We start from the raw sequence: 14,915 nt of genomic DNA on the forward strand, positions 1-14,915 counted from the left end.
CGATTGCACCATAGAGGAGGAGATCGTTTTTTTGCAAGACGCGGTGCACGAAAACGCATGTTGCGGGGCACAACGCGCGTACTGCCTGTCGCCGCGTGCGTGCGATGGGAGGGCGGCCTGCCACGCAATCGCGTTCACCGGGCTGCGGGAGGTCAGCGCCGCCGCGCGGCAGGCATCCGCTCATCGCCGGCGAACCCGAACGTCCCGTGCAGAAAAGAAAAACCCAGCAAGCACGGGGGCTTACCGGGGTTTCATCTGCATCCGTAAAAATCAGAAATCAGAACGGTTGTGCCTACCAAAAAGGTAAACAACTGCCACATGCGCTGGCATGCAATGCATCCAGCGTACTACTGCCTCGCGAGTGTCAACAACTTCGCGTACCAGATAAACGTGTTGGCATCCTTGCCCCCTATCCACTGGAAGCCAGATCGCACCCTTCCCTTCTGCTGGCATACGACCCAACGGGACGCGTTCGACGCCACCTTGTGAACTCTGAACGGGACGGTCGGATTGACTCAATCATCTGGATCGTCGTGCAGCGGCCGGAACGTTTTGGGATCGCTGGGGATTCTGCCTGCCGACGCGTTTCCTGTTGTTCAACGACTCGACTGCGCTCCGCTTCGGTGCGCGCCAACCTTCCGATCCAGAAACTCCCGGATCACCGGAATGATCTCGTCCGCATGCGTCTCCAGCGCGAAGTGCCCGGTATCGAAAAAGTGGATTTCGGCATCGGGAATGTCGCGCTTCCACGCCTCCGCACCGGCGGGCAGGAAGTACGGATCGTTTCGCCCCCACACGGCAAGCAGCGGCGGTTGATGCGTCCGGAAGTAGGCCTGGAAGGCGGGGTATAGCCGCACATTGGAGGCGTAGTCCAGCAGCAGGTCCAGCTGGATATCCGCGTTGCCGGGCCTGGATACATGCAGCCCCTCAAGGGTGTAGCCATCCGGCGCCACCAGGCTGGGGTCGCGCACGCCTTCCAGATACTGCCATTTGATCGCAGCGGCCGTGGGGAACTCGGCCAGGGCAGCGCGGTTCTGCGCACTGGGATCGTTCCAGTAGGCGCGGATCGGATCCCACCCCTTCGCCAGGCCGTCCTCGTAAGCGTTGCCGTTCTGCGAGATCAGGGCGGTGATCCGCTCTGGATGCGCGCTGGCGAGACGCCATCCCACCGGGGCGCCGTAGTCGTGCACCACCAGCGCGTAGCGCTCCAGCTTCAACTGCTCGGTGAAGCGCTGCAGGGTCGCGGCCAGGGTGTCGAAGGTGTAGTCATACGCGCCACGCGCAGGTGCCTCGGTGTAACCGAAGGAGGGCAGGTCCGGGGCGATGACGTGGTATTTGTCCGACAGCGCCTCGATGACGTCCCGGTACATGTACGACGACGCCGCGAACCCATGCAGCAGGAGCACGGTGGGGCCCGAACGGGGGCCGGCCTCCCGATAGAACACCTTGACCTCGCCCACCTGTTCGTAGCGGTACTGGACCTGGGCGTGCGCGGTGGCGGTGGCGGCGAGCAGGGCAGCCGTCGCGCCGAATCGGGCGAGCGTATTCGAAGTAGTCATGAGCGTTTTATGTAACCACATTGGAGTTGATTTGAAGGTTACGTGCGGCAGTGGTAACCTGTCAACAATATTTACAGGGGTTACGCATGATCGACTCAGCTCCATCCCCCGCATTGTTCGTGGCCAATGATCTGGCGCTCGACTTCATCAACTCGGCCTACGGCCCCAGTACGGCCCCGGTGGACGTGCTTCAGGGCGACCAGGCGGCAATCGACTGGCTGGCCGCGGCGGGCGTCCTGGACGCAGGCGCGGTCCCCATCCCGAACGGCGTGGCGGAGCTGGCCGCCGCCTTGCGCGACGAAGCACGCGAACTGCTGACGGCTGCACGGGCAGGGCGCCCGTTCCAGGCACCGATAGTGAACAAGGTGCTGGAGGCTGGCCGACCGATCGTTCAACTGCAGTCGTCCACTGACGGTGCAGGCCCTTGCGTGGTCGAACGCCGCCGCGATGACAGCGCAGAAAGCCTGCTGGAGCCCATCGCAGTGGCGCTGAGCCGGCTCCTCGCCGGTGGCGACCTGCAGCACGTACGCGAGTGTGAAGCGCATGACTGCACACTGCTGTTCCATGACACGACCAAGTCGCGAAAGCGCCGTTGGTGCAGCATGGCGCTCTGCGGGAACCGGATGAAAGTGGCGGCGTTCCGGTCTCGCAAACTGAATCCCCCCGGGTTCGGTGGAGGCAAGTAGGGTTACGTCAGGCCGCCACCGCGGCGGCTTGACTGGCTAGTTGCCGATAGTAGTTTGCCTCAGCTTCGGCAGGCGGGATCGACGTCCCCCCGAGATTGAGTAGCGAAGCGGTTTGGAGTCCAATTCTCAATGACAAGGAGATTGGACGTGAAGAAGCGCTTTTCCGAAGAGCAGATCATCGGCTTCCTACGCGAAGCTGAGGCCGGCATGCCCATCAAGGACCTCTGCCGCCAGCATGGCTTTAGCGAGGCCTCGTACTACCTGTAGCGCAGCAAGTTCGGCGGCATGAGCGTGCCCGACGCCAAGCGGCTCAAGGACCTGGAGGCGGAGAACACACGCCTGAAGAAGCTACTGGCAGAACAGGTCTTCGAGAACGACGTCATCAAGGATGCGTTGCGAAAAAAGTGGTGACCGCACCGGCGCGCAGGCTGCTGGTGCGGAGCATGGTCGAGAAGGGATTGAGCGAGCGGCGAGCGCTGACGGTGGTACGGATGAGCGCGAGCGCACTGCGCTATGAGCCTCGGCCCGACCTCAACGTTGAGCTGCGCGAGCAGATCGCTGCGCTGGCGCACCGGCACAGACGCTACGGGGTGGGCATGATCCATCTGAAGCTGCGGCAGAAAGGACTTGTAGTGAACTACAAGCGAGTGGAGCGCTTGTATCAGGAAGCGGGCCTGCAGGTGCGTCGCAGAAAGCGTAAGAAGGTGCCGGCAGGCGAGCGCCAGTCCCTTCTGCGGCCGTCCGCCGCCAATGAGGTGTGGTCGATGGACTTCGTGTTCGACCGTACCGCCGAAGGCCGGGTGATCAAGTGCCTGACCATCGTCGACGACGCCACCCACGAGGCTGTGGCCATCGAAGTGGAGCGGGCAATATCCGGGCAAGGCGTGTCCAGGGTACTGGACAGACTGGCCATGCAGCGCGGCCTGCCACGAGTGATCAGGACAGACAACGGCAAGGAGTTTTGCGGTAAGGCGCTGGTGGCCTGGGCTCACGAAAAGGGAGTTGCCCTGCGTCTGATCGAACCGGGCAAACCGAACCAAAATGCATACGTCGAGTCCTTCAACGGACGGCTGCGCGACGAATGCCTCAACGAGCACTGGTTCCCGACATTGCTTCATGCCCGCACCAGCATCGAAAGCTGGCGGCGCGACTACAACGAAGAAAGACCCAAGCGAGCGCTTGGCGGGCTAACCCCCGCCCAGTACGCCGCGGAGTTGGCGGCGAAGAACGATAACATCAGCACCGGACTCTAAATCCACCCACTACTCAAACCGGGGGGACGTCGCGCTCCCAGCGCTCGTGCTGCCGACGGTCGCGCGCGTTCTTGATCGCCTTCACTTTGCCCCGCTTCCTGGCGGTTAAGAACGCCGCCTTGGCGTCCTGTAGCTCTGGCCGCGAGTCCGCCCCGGTGTAGCCACTGTCGCCCAGCACGCAATCCTCGTTACCGTGCAGAAGTTCGTGCGTGACTGTGACATCGCCTACATTGGCAGCGATGCATGTCACATGGTGCACAAGGCCCGAAAACTGATCCACACCGATGTGCGCCTTCATGCCGAAGTACCACTGATTGCCCTTCCTGGTCTGGTGCATTTCCGGATCAGGCCTTCGGCACCACCGAATGTCAGCTGCATGGAGGGTCCTTCAACGTGGTCTGATGGACCTCAAGCTTGCCGGCCAGCGGCCGGCACTACCATCGGATTTCGCGCAGATTTGTTCAGACCATCCCTAGCAGTGATGCCAGTTCACTTTCCTCTGCACGCCCATCACCTGCTTGGCGGCTGCATGAACTCGATTGTGATGTGATCGGGGCCGGAGACGTAGGCCGCTAGTGTCCCCTTGCGTGGACCGCCTGGAATTGGTTGTGGACTGCCCTTCGCCTTCCATCCCGCAGCCTCTACACGGGCGATGGCGGAGTGAATATCCTCCACGGTCAAAGCCAGGTGTGCAGCTCCGATCGCGCCGGCACTCTCCGGCGCGGCTCCATGCTGGCGACCTCCAGAGTACTGCAGCAGCTCAACCATGAACCCATTCGGCGCCAAGACGATTGCCGTGCGCACGTTCGGATCATCAACGCCTGTAACCTGATACAGGAAATCGCCACCCATCTCCGATTGGCGTTGCAGCTCGAAACCCAGTGCCTGGGTCCAAAAGTGGATGGATTCGTCCAAGGAGGAAACCGTAAACCCGGCGTGATCAACGCCAACGAGGTGCGTCGTCTTAGTCATGGCTGCATGATCATAGGGGCCGACTCGGCATGTAGGCCGTCTTTGGGGTTACGGCGAGATAGTTGGTTTCATCAGGAAATCTAGGTGGCGCGGCTTGTTCGGTCAAGTGAATGCGCAAAGGCGGCCTCGGCACCTTCACCATCATCACCGGCGACAGCAGCGGCGTGTCAGCCGATATCCACGACCGGATGCCGGCGTGGCTGCAGCCTGGCCAGGTCGACGACTGGATGGCCGCCGAGCCGGACGACGCCGTGGCGATTCTGCTGGCCAGCGAGCCCCCCACTTCAATCGCACGCAGCACGTTGCTGATCGTGTTAGTTGAAAGATTCCTACCCCGAACCTGAGTAAGCGCAAACACGGTGGGGCGAAAGAGCGGGCACCCATGCTCATCCAGCAGTACCGGAAAGCGTCGCCAGAGGCGAACAAGACGATCCGAACGCGAAATGCCGGCCTCATCGTTTACATCCTCTACTAGTAGAAGATTGGCCTCAGACTAGCAGGATGCAGAAATCCATGCGTAAACAAGAAAACCCCAGTAAGTACAATGACTTACTGGGGCTTTTTTGTATGAAGGAAGTGCTAAAAATTAGAACGGAATGTCGTCATCAGCGAAGTCGTCCATCGGCGGCGCCGACTGCTGCGGTGCCTGCTGCTGCGGGCGCTGCTGGCCGTAGCCACCACCACCGCCGCCGCGCTGACCACCGCCGCCACCACCACCACCGCCGTACTCCTGGCGCGGGGCCTGCGCGCGCTGCGGACGTTCACCGCCAGCACCGCCACCGCCACCGCCGCCTTCACGGCCGCCGAGCATCTGCATCTCATCGGCGATGATGTCGGTGGAGTACTTCTCCACGCCGTCCTGGCCGGTGTATTTGTCGTAACGCAGGCTGCCTTCGACGTAGACCGAGCTGCCCTTGCGCAGGTATTCACCGGCGATTTCGCCGAGCTTGCCGAAGAACACCACGCGGTGCCATTCGGTGCGCTCCTGCTGGTTGCCATCCTTGTCCTTGCGGACGCTGGTGGTGGCCAGGCTGATGCGGGTGATCGCCATACCGCCCTGGGTGTACTTCACGTCCGGGTCGTTGCCGAGGTTGCCGACCAGGATGACTTTATTGATGCCGCGCGCCATAGGGTTGCTCTTCCGTTGTCCGAGGGCAGGCCGCAGTCATATCACAGCCCCGGACAGGCTGCAGATACGCGGGGCCGCCCCAGGTGAAATTGGGGGAATCCAGAACGGCCCATCTTATCATTGCCATCGTCCCCGGCCCTGTCGGAATTCCGGCCGGAAGCGACCGGAAACCTGCTCGAGCCATATGCCGCAAGGGTGACGGCGGTTGGGCCCGCAGGATGCCGGCCGCTGGCGCGGGGCCCTCCCTCCGCCCGGCCCGGCCCTGGCGGCGCATGGCATGATGTCCGTTCACTGTTCCCACGCCTGCAGCAATGACCATCCGCGGTAAAGCCACCTCCCTCGATATCGCCCACCTGGCCGGCGTCTCCCAGCCAACGGTGTCGCGGGCGCTGCGCGGCAGCCCGATGGTCAATGCCGAGACCCGGCAGCGGATCCTGGCCATCGCCCGGGAGCTGAACTACAAGGTCGACAAGAACGCCTCCAGCCTGCGCCTGCGCAATGCCGGCACGCTGGCCCTGCTGTTCTTCGAGGACCCGACCAACGACGACTCGCTGATCAACCCGTTCTTCCACGCCATGCTGGGCTCGATCACGCGCGCCTGCGCGCTGCGCGGCTACGACCTGCTGGTCTCCTTCCAGCAGCTGTCCACCGACTGGCAGGCCGATTACGAGGACAGCAACAAGGCCGACGGCATCATCCTGCTCGGCTACGGCGACTACCACGAGTCGCGCGAGCGCCTGCAGCGGCTGGTCGAGCAAGGCACCCATTTCGTGCGCTGGGGGGCGTCCCTGCCCGACCAGCCGGGTGTCTCGATCGGCAGCGACAATTTCCAGGGCGGGTTCGACATCACCGCCCACCTGCTCGACCAGGGCTGCCGCCGGATCGCCTTCGTCGGCCACGCCTCCAGCCACTATCCCGAATTCGAGCAGCGCTACCGCGGCCACGTCGAGGCGATGCGGGTGCGCGGCCTCACCGCCGAGCCGTCGCTGCAGCACGATGCGATCACCACCGAGCAGTCCGGCTTCGATGCCTGCCAGGCGCTGTTGGCAGGCGGCGAGCGTATCGATGGGCTGTGCGCGGCCAGCGACCTGATCGCGATCGGCGCGATGCGTGCCCTGCGCGAACATGGGCTGCGCGTCCCGGAGGATGTGGCCGTCACTGGTTTCGATGACATCCCGCTGGCCGCCTCGGTGTCCCCGCCGCTGTCCACCGTGCAGCAGGACACCAAGCAGGCCGGGCACCTGCTGGTGGAAAAGCTGCTGGCACTGATCGAAGGCCAGCCGGTGGAAGGCCAGAGCATCGCGGTGAAGCAGGTGCTGCGGGAATCCTCGCTGCGCGGCTGAGCATCCACCGCTGTCGGCTTATTTCAAACGACGATCCAGCACGAAGTACACGACATTGCCCAGCCCGGTCGCACCGAGCAGCAGCGCAATCGCCCCGGGCGTGACCCGGTCGATGCCGAGGACATCCACCAGCCCGAAACCGAGCGCAAGGGCCAGCATCACGCAGCCCCAGTGCAGCGCGGCCAGCCGCCGCTTGGTGGTGTCGCCGGCCAGCAGCGAGCGAACCAGCTCTTCCGAGCCGCGGGCTTCGACGATCCGCCGCCGGGTGTGGCCGTCGACCACGCTCTTGATGGCATACACGATGCCGAGGATCAGGACGACGGGCAGAATCAGGTTGTAATCCATGGTGCGTACGTTCCGTTGAGGAGGGGCTTGTCCACTGAGATACGGCCGGCGCGGGATCGGTTGCACGGGCCCCGGTTGCAACCGATGGCGCACTCGACGTATCCCTATGGGACATGTGCACGCCGCCCACTCCTGCCGACTGCCTCGACGCCGACCGTGCCCTGGTCGCCGCCATCCTGTCGCGACAGCCCGGGGCGTTCGAGCAGCTGGTGCGCGAGTATCAAGGACTGTGCTGGCGCGTGGTCGACCGCATGGTCCGCCATCCGGACGACACCCGAGAGCTGTGCCAGGAAGCGTTCCTTCGCATCCATCAGACGCTGCATCAGTACCGCGGCGAGAGCGCACTGAAATCCTGGGTGGCGCAGGTCGCCTATTCGATCGCCAGGCGCCACCTGGAGCGACGCCGTATTCCGCTGGTGGACAACAGCGTGACCGAAGACGGTGCCGCGTTGATCGACCAGATCGGCGACGGCCACGACCTCGAGGCGCGGACCAGCGAGCAGGACATCAACGCCCATCTGCACGCCGCGATCGACGCGTTGCCGCCGCTGCAGCGCACCCTGCTCACGCTCTATCATCTGGAAGAGATCTCCATCGCCGAGATCGCCACCCTGACCGACCTGGCTGAAGGCACCATCAAGAGCCACCTGTTCCGCAGCCGCAAGCGACTACGCGAGCTGCTGGAATCCCGTATTGGAGTGCCAGCATGAGCACCGCAGACAATCCCCGGATCGACCCCGAGGAATGGCAGGCCCAGGAACGCGGCCTGCGCGCCGCACGAAGCGGCCAGCGCGCCGGCCCAGACGACGTCGACTACCTGCGCATCGCCGAGGCGATCGCCTCCGCACCACAGAGCGGGCCGCCAATGCGCTTCGCCCGCGATGTCGCCCTGCGCATCGCCCGCCATGACGCCGGCATCGAGCGCTGGGTGTCGCGGGTGCTGCTGGCCGTGCTGGCCATCGCTGCCCTGGCAGTGGGCACCCTGTTCGGGCCGGCATGGTGGAGTGCGATCGAGCAGGCGACGGGGACCGCAGCCGTCGGCTGGATGATGGTGGGTGCTGGCTGTGTGAGCCTGTCATGGCTCGCCGGATGCTGGCGCCGGAAACAACGCTAGGCCTGCTGCCAAAGGCGGCCCCGTCAGTGCGGGCCGTCGGCGAAGTCCTTGAGGATTTCGCCGACGCCCGACGGCGAGATCTCAAAGCCCAGCGAGGTACCCGGATTGATCACCACGCCGTAGCCGCCGGGCACGCGCTTGAGCACTTCCAGCATCCGCATGCGGATCGTGTGCGGGGCCTGCTGGCTGTGGAAGCCGACCCGGCTCATATCGGTGAACACCGCCACGTGCAGCACGCCCTGCTTGTCGAACAGCAGCGGATCGAAACCGCTGCCGTCCGGGGTCACCAGGCTGCCGGTGAGCAGCACCACCTCGGAGGCGACGAAGGCCTTCATGAACAGGCCGATCGGCAACTGACCGTCCATCGCGGTCTTGAGCAGCGTTTCGATCGGGGTCTGGGGGGCGGCGTCGTTCATGGAAGGTGGGCGGCGGGTGGGGCCGCCATTGTACCGTCGGGGGTGTCGGGAGCCGGCCAGCGGCCGGCACTACCCTCGCGCGGGGGCGCCGATCAGGAACAAGTGGAAGGTCGCGTCCTCCTCGGCCAGCGCGACATGCGGCAGGCCGAGACGCGGCAGCGTCCGCAGCCAGTAGGCATGCGCGGTCACGTCGCCGCGGAACACCGCGAGCAGCCATTGCCCGTCGCCGGGGCGGACCAGTTCCTTGACCACATGCGCGGCCAGGCCTTGCCGCCGGTACGTGGGCAGCACGAAGAGGTCGGCCAGCTCGGGATAGTGGCGCCCTTCCCGCTCCACCTGGTCCACCAGCACGAACCCGGCGAGCGCGTCGTCGACGAACAGCAACCGTGCCCACTGCGGGTCATCGCGCAGGGACGACTCGACATCGCTGCGGTCACAATCGAAGAGGCCGTCCGGACGCACCGCTTCTCCACTCCAGGCCGAGGCCTCGAAGTAGTAGAACTGCATCAGGTGGAACAGGCGCTCGGCATCATCGGGCGTTGCGTGGTGCAGGGACAGGCGTGACATGGACAGCGGACCCGGAAGGACCGCACTGCGCGGTCGCGGACCCGATTGTAGTGCCCGGGCCACCGCAGTGCGGCGGGCCGAGCACGCTCCGGCTACTTCGCCAGGCGCCTGGTGCGTGCACGCTGATCGTCGACCGCCGCCTTCAACTGCTGCTGCAGCGCCGTCTGCTCGACCTGCGCATCCAGCACGAACACGCGCACGCCGTGTGCGGGCACCTCGGCGGTCAGCGATCCCGTCACCGTCTGGCTGGCACCGCCCAGCGCGTCGCGCCAGGTACCGGCCTGCAGGTAGCGGCGGACCTCGATGGAGCGCGCCGTATCACCCTTGTTGAGCAGCACCAGTGCGGTCTGCGCGGTATCGCCCTGCTGCAGCACGCGGAAGAACACCGCTACATCGCCCTGCAGGCGCTCGTTGACCTGCAGGCCGCGCTGCAGGGCCGGCGTGGCCTCACGCAGTCTGGCGATGCGCTGCAGCGGCGCGAAGATCGGGCTCTTCGGCGCGTCGTTGACGCGCTCCTGCCCGAAGTAGGCGCGGTTGCCGGCGTGCTCGGCGCGGCTGCGCATGAAGCCGGTTTCCGAGCCGTAGTAGATCACCGGGATGCCGCGCGCCGTGAACAACCAGTTGTGGGCATCGATGAACCCGGCATCGCTGGCATCCAGCCGCGCCATGTCGTGGTTGTCGTAGAAACTCATCAGCTCGTACGGATTGGCATACGGACCGTCGAGCAGGTGCAGCGGCTCGGCCAGGGTCTCGAAGCCCTTCTGCTCTTTGCCGAACACCGACGACAATGCGCCGCGCAGCGGGAAATCCAGCACGCTGACGTTCGCGTTGGCCGGCCAGGTGTGCTCGGCGATCTTGCCCGGGTTGTAGTCGAATGCCTCGCCGAACATGAACATGCCCGGATGCTCGGCGCGGATGCGATTGACGAAGGCATGCCACCACGGATGCGGCAGCCAGCCAATGGTGTCGATGCGCAACGCATCCACCCCCTGCGCGGTCCACTGCAGGTAGGCGCCCACCAGGTAATCCATCACCGCCGGGTTGTGCTCGTTGAAGTCGGAGAGTTCGGCAAGGTTGCCATCGAAGATCGAGCCGTTCTTGCCGTCGACCGGGCCGATGTTGTTGTAGAACGCGTGCAATGGGTTGTGGACCGGGTCCAGCTGCTGCGGCGGCAGGTTCTGGTGATCGGCGATCAACCGGCCGTCCTTGTCGAAGATCTGGCCGAACTGCGGCTGCGCCACCGGCATCGTCCACGCGGGCGAACCATGGTTGCCGACGATATCCAGCACCACCTTCAGGTCGGCGGCGTGCAGGCCACGGGTGAAGGCGGCGAAGTCCAGGCCCTTGCTCGGCAGATGCTCGTCGAGCGTGTAGAAGTTGACGCCCCAGTAACCGTGGTAGCCGGTCTTGCCGCGGTCGGTCAGCGTGCTGGTGCAGCTGATCGGCTTGCTGCCGGTGAAGGCCTGGTCCGGGTTGTCGATGATCGGGGTGATCCACACCGCACCGAAGCCGAGGTTGCGGATGTACGCGGCGTTGTCGAGCACGCCCTTGAAGTCACCGCCCAGGTAGCCGATGTTGCCGTCCACCTTGTCCGGGCACGGCACCGGGATATCGAACGTGGGATGCGCGCCGCCCTGGTCGCGGTGGTCGTTGGACGGATCGCCATTGACGAAGCGGTCGGTCACCACGAAGTAGACCGCCTGGCTGGCGAAGGGCTCGCGCGTGCCGACATAGTCCGGGCGCTCGACGGCCAGGGCGGGGCTGGCCGACAGCGCGAACGACAGGGCCAGCGACAACGACGAATACCGGGACATCAGACACTCTCCTGTTGGGATGGCACGAGCAGCACGCACAAGCCGGCCAGCAGCAGGCTGCCGCCCCCGAGTGCGAGCACGTGCATCGGATCGCCCCCCAGCCACGCGCGCAGCAGGAAGCCGAGCGCACTGGCCGCGACCAGCTGCGGAATCACGATGAAGAAATTGAACAGGCCCATGTAGATGCCCATCTTCGCCGCCGGCACGCTGTCGGACAGCAGCGCATACGGCAGCGACAGGATGGAGGCCCAGGCGAAGCCGACGCCGACCATCGACAGCAGCAGCCAATGCGGGTCGCGGATGAACAGCATCGAGATCAGGCCCAGTCCACCCAGCCACAGGTTGACCAGGTGGCTCCAGCGCAGGCCCAGTGCGCGCACCATCAGCGGGATCAGCAACGCCGCCAGCGCAGCGAACCCGTTGTAGGCACCGAACAGCACGCCAACCCAGTTGGCGCCTTCGTTGTAGGCGGCCGAGGCGGTATCGGTCGAGCCGAAGTGGGTGCCGGCGACGGCGGCCGTGGTGTAGATCCACATCGCGAACAGCGCGAACCAGGAGAAGAACTGCACCCAGGCCAGGCGGCGCATGGTGCGTGGCATCGCACGCAGGTCGTCGACGATGGTCGCCAGCATGTGCGGCCCCGGCACACAGCGCGCGATGCCCAGCAGCACGCCATAGGCGATGCACAGGCCGGCCAGCACGTACAGCATGCGGTCGCCCTGCCGCGCCGCGATGGCTGCGGCCAGCACGACACCCACCGCCACCCAGCCGCCAATCTGCGCCCACGGGGGTGGCCCGGCGACGCGCGCACTCTGGTGCACGGCGGCCGGCTCGGCGTCATCGAAGCGGGCCAGCTCGTCCGGTGAGTATTCCCGGGTGCTGACCACGGTCCAGGTGATCGCCGCGAGCAGCACCGCCGCGCCGAAGTAGAACGCGTAGCGCACGGTATCGGGCACCTGCCCCGCGGCCGCCGTGTTGGCGACGCCGAAGTGGGCCAGGATGAACGGCAGGAAGCTGGCGACGATCGCACCGATGCCGATGAAGAAGCTCTGCATGGCGAAGCCGGTCGGCCGCTGGCGCGGAGCGAGCTGATCGCCGACAAACGCGCGGAACGGCTCCATCGATACATTGATCGAGGCATCCAGCACCCACAGCGTGCCAGCGGCGATCCACAGCGTGGGCGAATTCGGCATCACCAGCAGGGCGAGCGTGGTCAGCACCGCACCGATCATGAAGAACGGACGGCGGCGGCCCCAGCGCGTCCAGGTGCGGTCGGACAGGTAGCCGATCACCGGCTGCACCAGCAGGCCGGTCAGCGGGGCGGCGATCCACAGCCCGGGCACCGCGTCCATCGGCGCGCCCAGCGTCTCGAAGATGCGGCTGGCATTGGCGTTCTGCAGCGCGAAGCCGAACTGGATGCCGAGGAAGCCGAAGCACATGTTCCATATCTGCCAGAACGACAGGGTCGGTTTGGGTGTACGGCTCATCGGCGCGGCTCCAGCGACACGGCCACCGGCATCAGGCTCAGCGCGGACACGCGCGCCTGGTTGAGCACACCGTCCTTGCCCCCCTTGCCACCGTTGTACTGCGCGAAGTGGGTCAGCGCGCTCATGTTGAAGCCCTCCTCCAAGGCGATGCGGCAGCTACCCGCCGGTGCCTCGAACTCGACCGCGGTGGAATCCTGCTCGCCCACGCTGTGCGGCATCACGACCGGACGGCGCTGGTCGGGTTGTCCCTCGCACTGCAGCACCAAGGTCTTTACCGCCGCGGTGACGCCAGTGTTGATCGGGCCGTTCGGATTGTCATAGCGCAGGCGCGCACGCCAGCGTCCGGCGCTCGGTGCGGTCCACTGCCAGTGCGTGGCACCGGCCAGCACCTGCTGCGGACCGACGCAGGTCATCGGGCTGTGCAGCGATTCCAGCGTTCCCTCACGGCGGGTCAGGCTCAGGCAATGGCTGGCCCCGTCCCGGGCAATCGTGGCGATACCCCCTGTGGGCGACAGCGTCTGGCCGTCGCGCCACAGCACGTGATCGGCGGGCACCGGGATCTGCCAGCCTGCCGTGGTCTCGCGAGGCACAGGTGCGGCGGGGGGGGCCGGGGCGAAGACCGCTGCCGGGCGGACAATCGCCGGCGACGGCATCGCCGCACGACCCGCCAACGGGACCAGCTGCACCGTGGTGGTAGTGCCGTCGCGCTGGATGGCGCCCGCCACCAGCAGTTCGCCGGCGACCTGCTTCGGCCGCACCAGCACGTAACGCTGCTTGCCATCGTCCAGGCGGATGCGGTCGCGCTCGCCGAACAACGTCGGCACCAGTGACACCGGCAGCTTCGGCGCGATGCGGCCATCGTCTTCCACGCCGAACACACCTTCCAGCACCATCGAGAGGTAACCGGCCACCGACCACAACTGGCGCGGCGAATTGACCACCGGACCGCTGAGCACGCCTTCATCGACATGCACGGCCAGCGTGCGCATCTCATAGTTCTCCATGTTCGAGCCAGCCAGCGCGGTGCCGCGCATCAGCGACTCGATCTCCATGGCGATGCGCGGGGCATCATCCAACCGCCGCGCCGCACGCAGCGAGTACGCACTGACGAAGGGCCAGATGCCGCGGTTGTGGTAAATCGGCTGCTGCGCTTCCTGCGGCCAGACGACCGGGCTGCCACCGGCCACGGCCGGGTAGTTCGCCAGCGCGCGCCGTGCGCGATCGGCCGGGAACACATCGGCCAGCACGCCCAGCGACAGCGCGAGCAGGTCGTACTTGGCGTACGGCACCGGGTGCGCCGCCTCGCCGATGTAGCTCATGTACTGCCCGGCATCCTCGCGCCAGAAACGCGCGTCGATCTGGCGGGCCAGCGCATCCGCCCATTGGCCGTACGTGGCAGCGCGTGCATCGCCGTGCTGGCGGGCCAACCGCTCGGCCAGGCGCAGCGCTTCGTAATGCAGCACATTGGTGGACAGCGCGAAGGATTCGCCGATGAAGCGCACGTCCTCGCGGGTCCAGTCCGGATAGGTCTGCTCGCGCCAATCCAGGAACGAGGTTTCGCCGCGATACAGGCCGATCCGTGCATCGAACACCGCCTCGCGATCCTGCGCCAGGGTCGCCTGCAGCGCCTGCCAGACCTGGTCGGCGAATGCCGCGTCCTCCAGCAGCCCACGTGCGGCCAGGAACCAGACCACGCGGTCGCTGCTGATCGGCCAGCTGCCACCGGAGCCGGTGTCCTGCGCCACGAACAGTCCCGGGGTATGTCCATCGCGCGCCGTGGACAGCTTGAACTGCAGCGACTGCCGCGTACGCACGGGATCCAGCCGCGACAGCGCCAGATCCGCGGCGAAGCTGACATCGCGCGTCCACACATAGGGCCAGCGCTCGCCGGTCTGGAAACACGCGCAGGGAACCGGCTTGCCGTGATTGAAGGCCGGGTCGCGGATCGCATCCACGCGGTCGTCGGCCATCTCCTGCTGGGCCAGCCCGAACAGCGCATCGAACAGCACGCTGGCGGTCTCGCTGCGCATCGGCTGCGCACTGACGCGCACCTCGCCCTGCGGCGCATGCAGACGATAGCCACCCGCGGCGGCGGTTTCGGCGCGCGCATGGCGACCATCAAACTCCAGGTCCGCCGCGCCCGCGGTGGACCCCATCGCTGCCCCGAGGGCAGCGGTCAGGCAGATCATCTTCAGCATCGAAGTGGCGAACCGGCTCGCGCCCGTTGCCT

The 14,915-nt window shown here is 65.8% G+C and carries 14 protein-coding genes and 2 pseudogenes; 6 read left to right on the forward strand and 10 right to left on the reverse strand.

Translation table 11 applies throughout. From position 1 onward, the window contains the following. Positions 1-596: 596 nt before the first annotated feature. Positions 597-1,559: an alpha/beta hydrolase gene (locus tag ABE424_RS00195; RefSeq protein WP_134833327.1), complete on the reverse strand. Its 963-nt coding sequence runs from the start codon at positions 1,557-1,559 to the stop codon at positions 597-599. Between the two features lie 86 nt (positions 1,560-1,645). Between ABE424_RS00195 and ABE424_RS00200 the strand changes: the two genes are divergently transcribed. Both ABE424_RS00200 and ABE424_RS00205 read left to right on the forward strand, forming a co-directional pair. Beyond that, positions 1,646-2,245 (forward strand): CGNR zinc finger domain-containing protein, encoded by a 600-nt coding sequence (locus ABE424_RS00200; protein WP_134832126.1) that lies wholly within the window; start codon positions 1,646-1,648, stop codon positions 2,243-2,245. A 129-nt stretch (positions 2,246-2,374) separates the two neighbouring features. Beyond that, positions 2,375-3,498: pseudogene (locus tag ABE424_RS00205) on the forward strand (IS3 family transposase). A gap of 34 nt (positions 3,499-3,532) precedes the next feature. Here the strand turns inward: ABE424_RS00205 and ABE424_RS00210 are convergent. Together ABE424_RS00210 and ABE424_RS00215 are read right to left on the reverse strand one after the other, a co-directional pair. Further along, positions 3,533-3,865: pseudogene (locus tag ABE424_RS00210) on the reverse strand (transposase); the annotation flags it as partial. 143 nt (positions 3,866-4,008) lie between these two features. Further along, complete coding sequence (locus ABE424_RS00215) at positions 4,009-4,470, reverse strand: VOC family protein (protein ID WP_134832125.1); 462 nt, start codon at positions 4,468-4,470, stop codon at positions 4,009-4,011. Between the two features lie 110 nt (positions 4,471-4,580). Here ABE424_RS00215 and ABE424_RS00220 point away from each other — a divergent pair, with 110 nt between their 5' ends. Beyond that, positions 4,581-4,814: an SOS response-associated peptidase family protein gene (locus ABE424_RS00220; RefSeq protein ID WP_241655230.1), complete on the forward strand. Its 234-nt coding sequence runs from the start codon at positions 4,581-4,583 to the stop codon at positions 4,812-4,814. Positions 4,815-5,056: 242 nt separating this feature from the next. Here the strand turns inward: ABE424_RS00220 and ABE424_RS00225 are convergent, their stop codons facing one another. Then, complete coding sequence (locus tag ABE424_RS00225; protein WP_346492759.1) at positions 5,057-5,599, reverse strand: single-stranded DNA-binding protein; 543 nt, start codon at positions 5,597-5,599, stop codon at positions 5,057-5,059. Between the two features lie 311 nt (positions 5,600-5,910). On the opposite strand from ABE424_RS00225, the gene ABE424_RS00230 reads away from it, so the two are divergent. After that, positions 5,911-6,942 carry a LacI family DNA-binding transcriptional regulator gene (locus tag ABE424_RS00230; RefSeq protein ID WP_179459549.1) on the forward strand — a complete coding sequence of 344 codons (1,032 nt, stop codon included), beginning with the start codon at positions 5,911-5,913 and terminating at the stop codon, positions 6,940-6,942. A gap of 18 nt (positions 6,943-6,960) precedes the next feature. Here the strand turns inward: ABE424_RS00230 and ABE424_RS00235 are convergent, their stop codons facing one another. Next, positions 6,961-7,287 (reverse strand): hypothetical protein, encoded by a 327-nt coding sequence (locus tag ABE424_RS00235; protein WP_176990115.1) that lies wholly within the window; start codon positions 7,285-7,287, stop codon positions 6,961-6,963. A 113-nt stretch (positions 7,288-7,400) separates the two neighbouring features. Here ABE424_RS00235 and ABE424_RS00240 point away from each other — a divergent pair, with 113 nt between their 5' ends. Continuing rightward, positions 7,401-7,997 carry a sigma-70 family RNA polymerase sigma factor gene (locus ABE424_RS00240; protein WP_346492758.1) on the forward strand — a complete coding sequence of 199 codons (597 nt, stop codon included), beginning with the start codon at positions 7,401-7,403 and terminating at the stop codon, positions 7,995-7,997. Beyond that, positions 7,994-8,401 (forward strand): hypothetical protein, encoded by a 408-nt coding sequence (locus tag ABE424_RS00245; protein WP_346492757.1) that lies wholly within the window; start codon positions 7,994-7,996, stop codon positions 8,399-8,401. The genes ABE424_RS00240 and ABE424_RS00245 overlap by 4 nt, the downstream gene beginning before the upstream one ends. A 23-nt stretch (positions 8,402-8,424) precedes the next feature. On the opposite strand, the gene ABE424_RS00250 is transcribed toward ABE424_RS00245, so the two are convergent. From ABE424_RS00250 to ABE424_RS00270, 5 genes are all read right to left on the reverse strand, one after another. Further along, a complete protein-coding gene (locus ABE424_RS00250; RefSeq protein WP_346492756.1) occupies positions 8,425-8,817 on the reverse strand; it encodes an SseB family protein in 393 nt (130 codons plus the stop codon). A gap of 69 nt (positions 8,818-8,886) precedes the next feature. Then, positions 8,887-9,384 (reverse strand): GNAT family N-acetyltransferase, encoded by a 498-nt coding sequence (locus tag ABE424_RS00255; RefSeq protein ID WP_179459553.1) that lies wholly within the window; start codon positions 9,382-9,384, stop codon positions 8,887-8,889. Positions 9,385-9,476: 92 nt separating this feature from the next. Further along, positions 9,477-11,198 carry an alpha-amylase family glycosyl hydrolase gene (locus tag ABE424_RS00260; protein ID WP_346492755.1) on the reverse strand — a complete coding sequence of 574 codons (1,722 nt, stop codon included), beginning with the start codon at positions 11,196-11,198 and terminating at the stop codon, positions 9,477-9,479. Further along, a complete protein-coding gene (locus ABE424_RS00265) occupies positions 11,198-12,685 on the reverse strand; it encodes an MFS transporter (protein WP_346492754.1) in 1,488 nt (495 codons plus the stop codon). Before ABE424_RS00265 ends, ABE424_RS00260 begins: the two co-directional genes overlap by 1 nt. Then, positions 12,682-14,883: a Six-hairpin glycosidase-like protein gene (locus ABE424_RS00270; RefSeq protein ID WP_346492753.1), complete on the reverse strand. Its 2,202-nt coding sequence runs from the start codon at positions 14,881-14,883 to the stop codon at positions 12,682-12,684. The genes ABE424_RS00265 and ABE424_RS00270 overlap by 4 nt, the downstream gene beginning before the upstream one ends. Between the last annotated feature and the right edge of the window lie 32 nt (positions 14,884-14,915).

Source organism: Stenotrophomonas sp. TWI1149, from assembly GCF_039673155.1.
Lineage (GTDB): Bacteria > Pseudomonadota > Gammaproteobacteria > Xanthomonadales > Xanthomonadaceae > Stenotrophomonas > Stenotrophomonas maltophilia_AA.

Excerpts from the sequence above, each read along its gene's own strand:
- ABE424_RS00260 (WP_346492755.1), bottom strand. The coding sequence starts at position 11,198 with ATGTCCCGGTATTCGTCGTTGTCGCTGGCCCTGTCGTTCGCGCTGTCG.
- ABE424_RS00215 (WP_134832125.1), bottom strand. The coding sequence starts at position 4,470 with ATGACTAAGACGACGCACCTCGTTGGCGTTGATCACGCCGGGTTTACG.
- ABE424_RS00265 (WP_346492754.1), bottom strand. The coding sequence starts at position 12,685 with ATGAGCCGTACACCCAAACCGACCCTGTCGTTCTGGCAGATATGGAAC.
- ABE424_RS00235 (WP_176990115.1), bottom strand. The coding sequence starts at position 7,287 with ATGGATTACAACCTGATTCTGCCCGTCGTCCTGATCCTCGGCATCGTG.
- ABE424_RS00240 (WP_346492758.1), top strand. The coding sequence starts at position 7,401 with ATGTGCACGCCGCCCACTCCTGCCGACTGCCTCGACGCCGACCGTGCC.
- ABE424_RS00255 (WP_179459553.1), bottom strand. The coding sequence starts at position 9,384 with ATGTCACGCCTGTCCCTGCACCACGCAACGCCCGATGATGCCGAGCGC.
- ABE424_RS00250 (WP_346492756.1), bottom strand. The coding sequence starts at position 8,817 with ATGAACGACGCCGCCCCCCAGACCCCGATCGAAACGCTGCTCAAGACC.
- ABE424_RS00220 (WP_241655230.1), top strand. The coding sequence starts at position 4,581 with ATGCGCAAAGGCGGCCTCGGCACCTTCACCATCATCACCGGCGACAGC.
- ABE424_RS00230 (WP_179459549.1), top strand. The coding sequence starts at position 5,911 with ATGACCATCCGCGGTAAAGCCACCTCCCTCGATATCGCCCACCTGGCC.
- ABE424_RS00195 (WP_134833327.1), bottom strand. The coding sequence starts at position 1,559 with ATGACTACTTCGAATACGCTCGCCCGATTCGGCGCGACGGCTGCCCTG.
- ABE424_RS00200 (WP_134832126.1), top strand. The coding sequence starts at position 1,646 with ATGATCGACTCAGCTCCATCCCCCGCATTGTTCGTGGCCAATGATCTG.
- ABE424_RS00225 (WP_346492759.1), bottom strand. The coding sequence starts at position 5,599 with ATGGCGCGCGGCATCAATAAAGTCATCCTGGTCGGCAACCTCGGCAAC.
- ABE424_RS00245 (WP_346492757.1), top strand. The coding sequence starts at position 7,994 with ATGAGCACCGCAGACAATCCCCGGATCGACCCCGAGGAATGGCAGGCC.
- ABE424_RS00270 (WP_346492753.1), bottom strand. The coding sequence starts at position 14,883 with ATGCTGAAGATGATCTGCCTGACCGCTGCCCTCGGGGCAGCGATGGGG.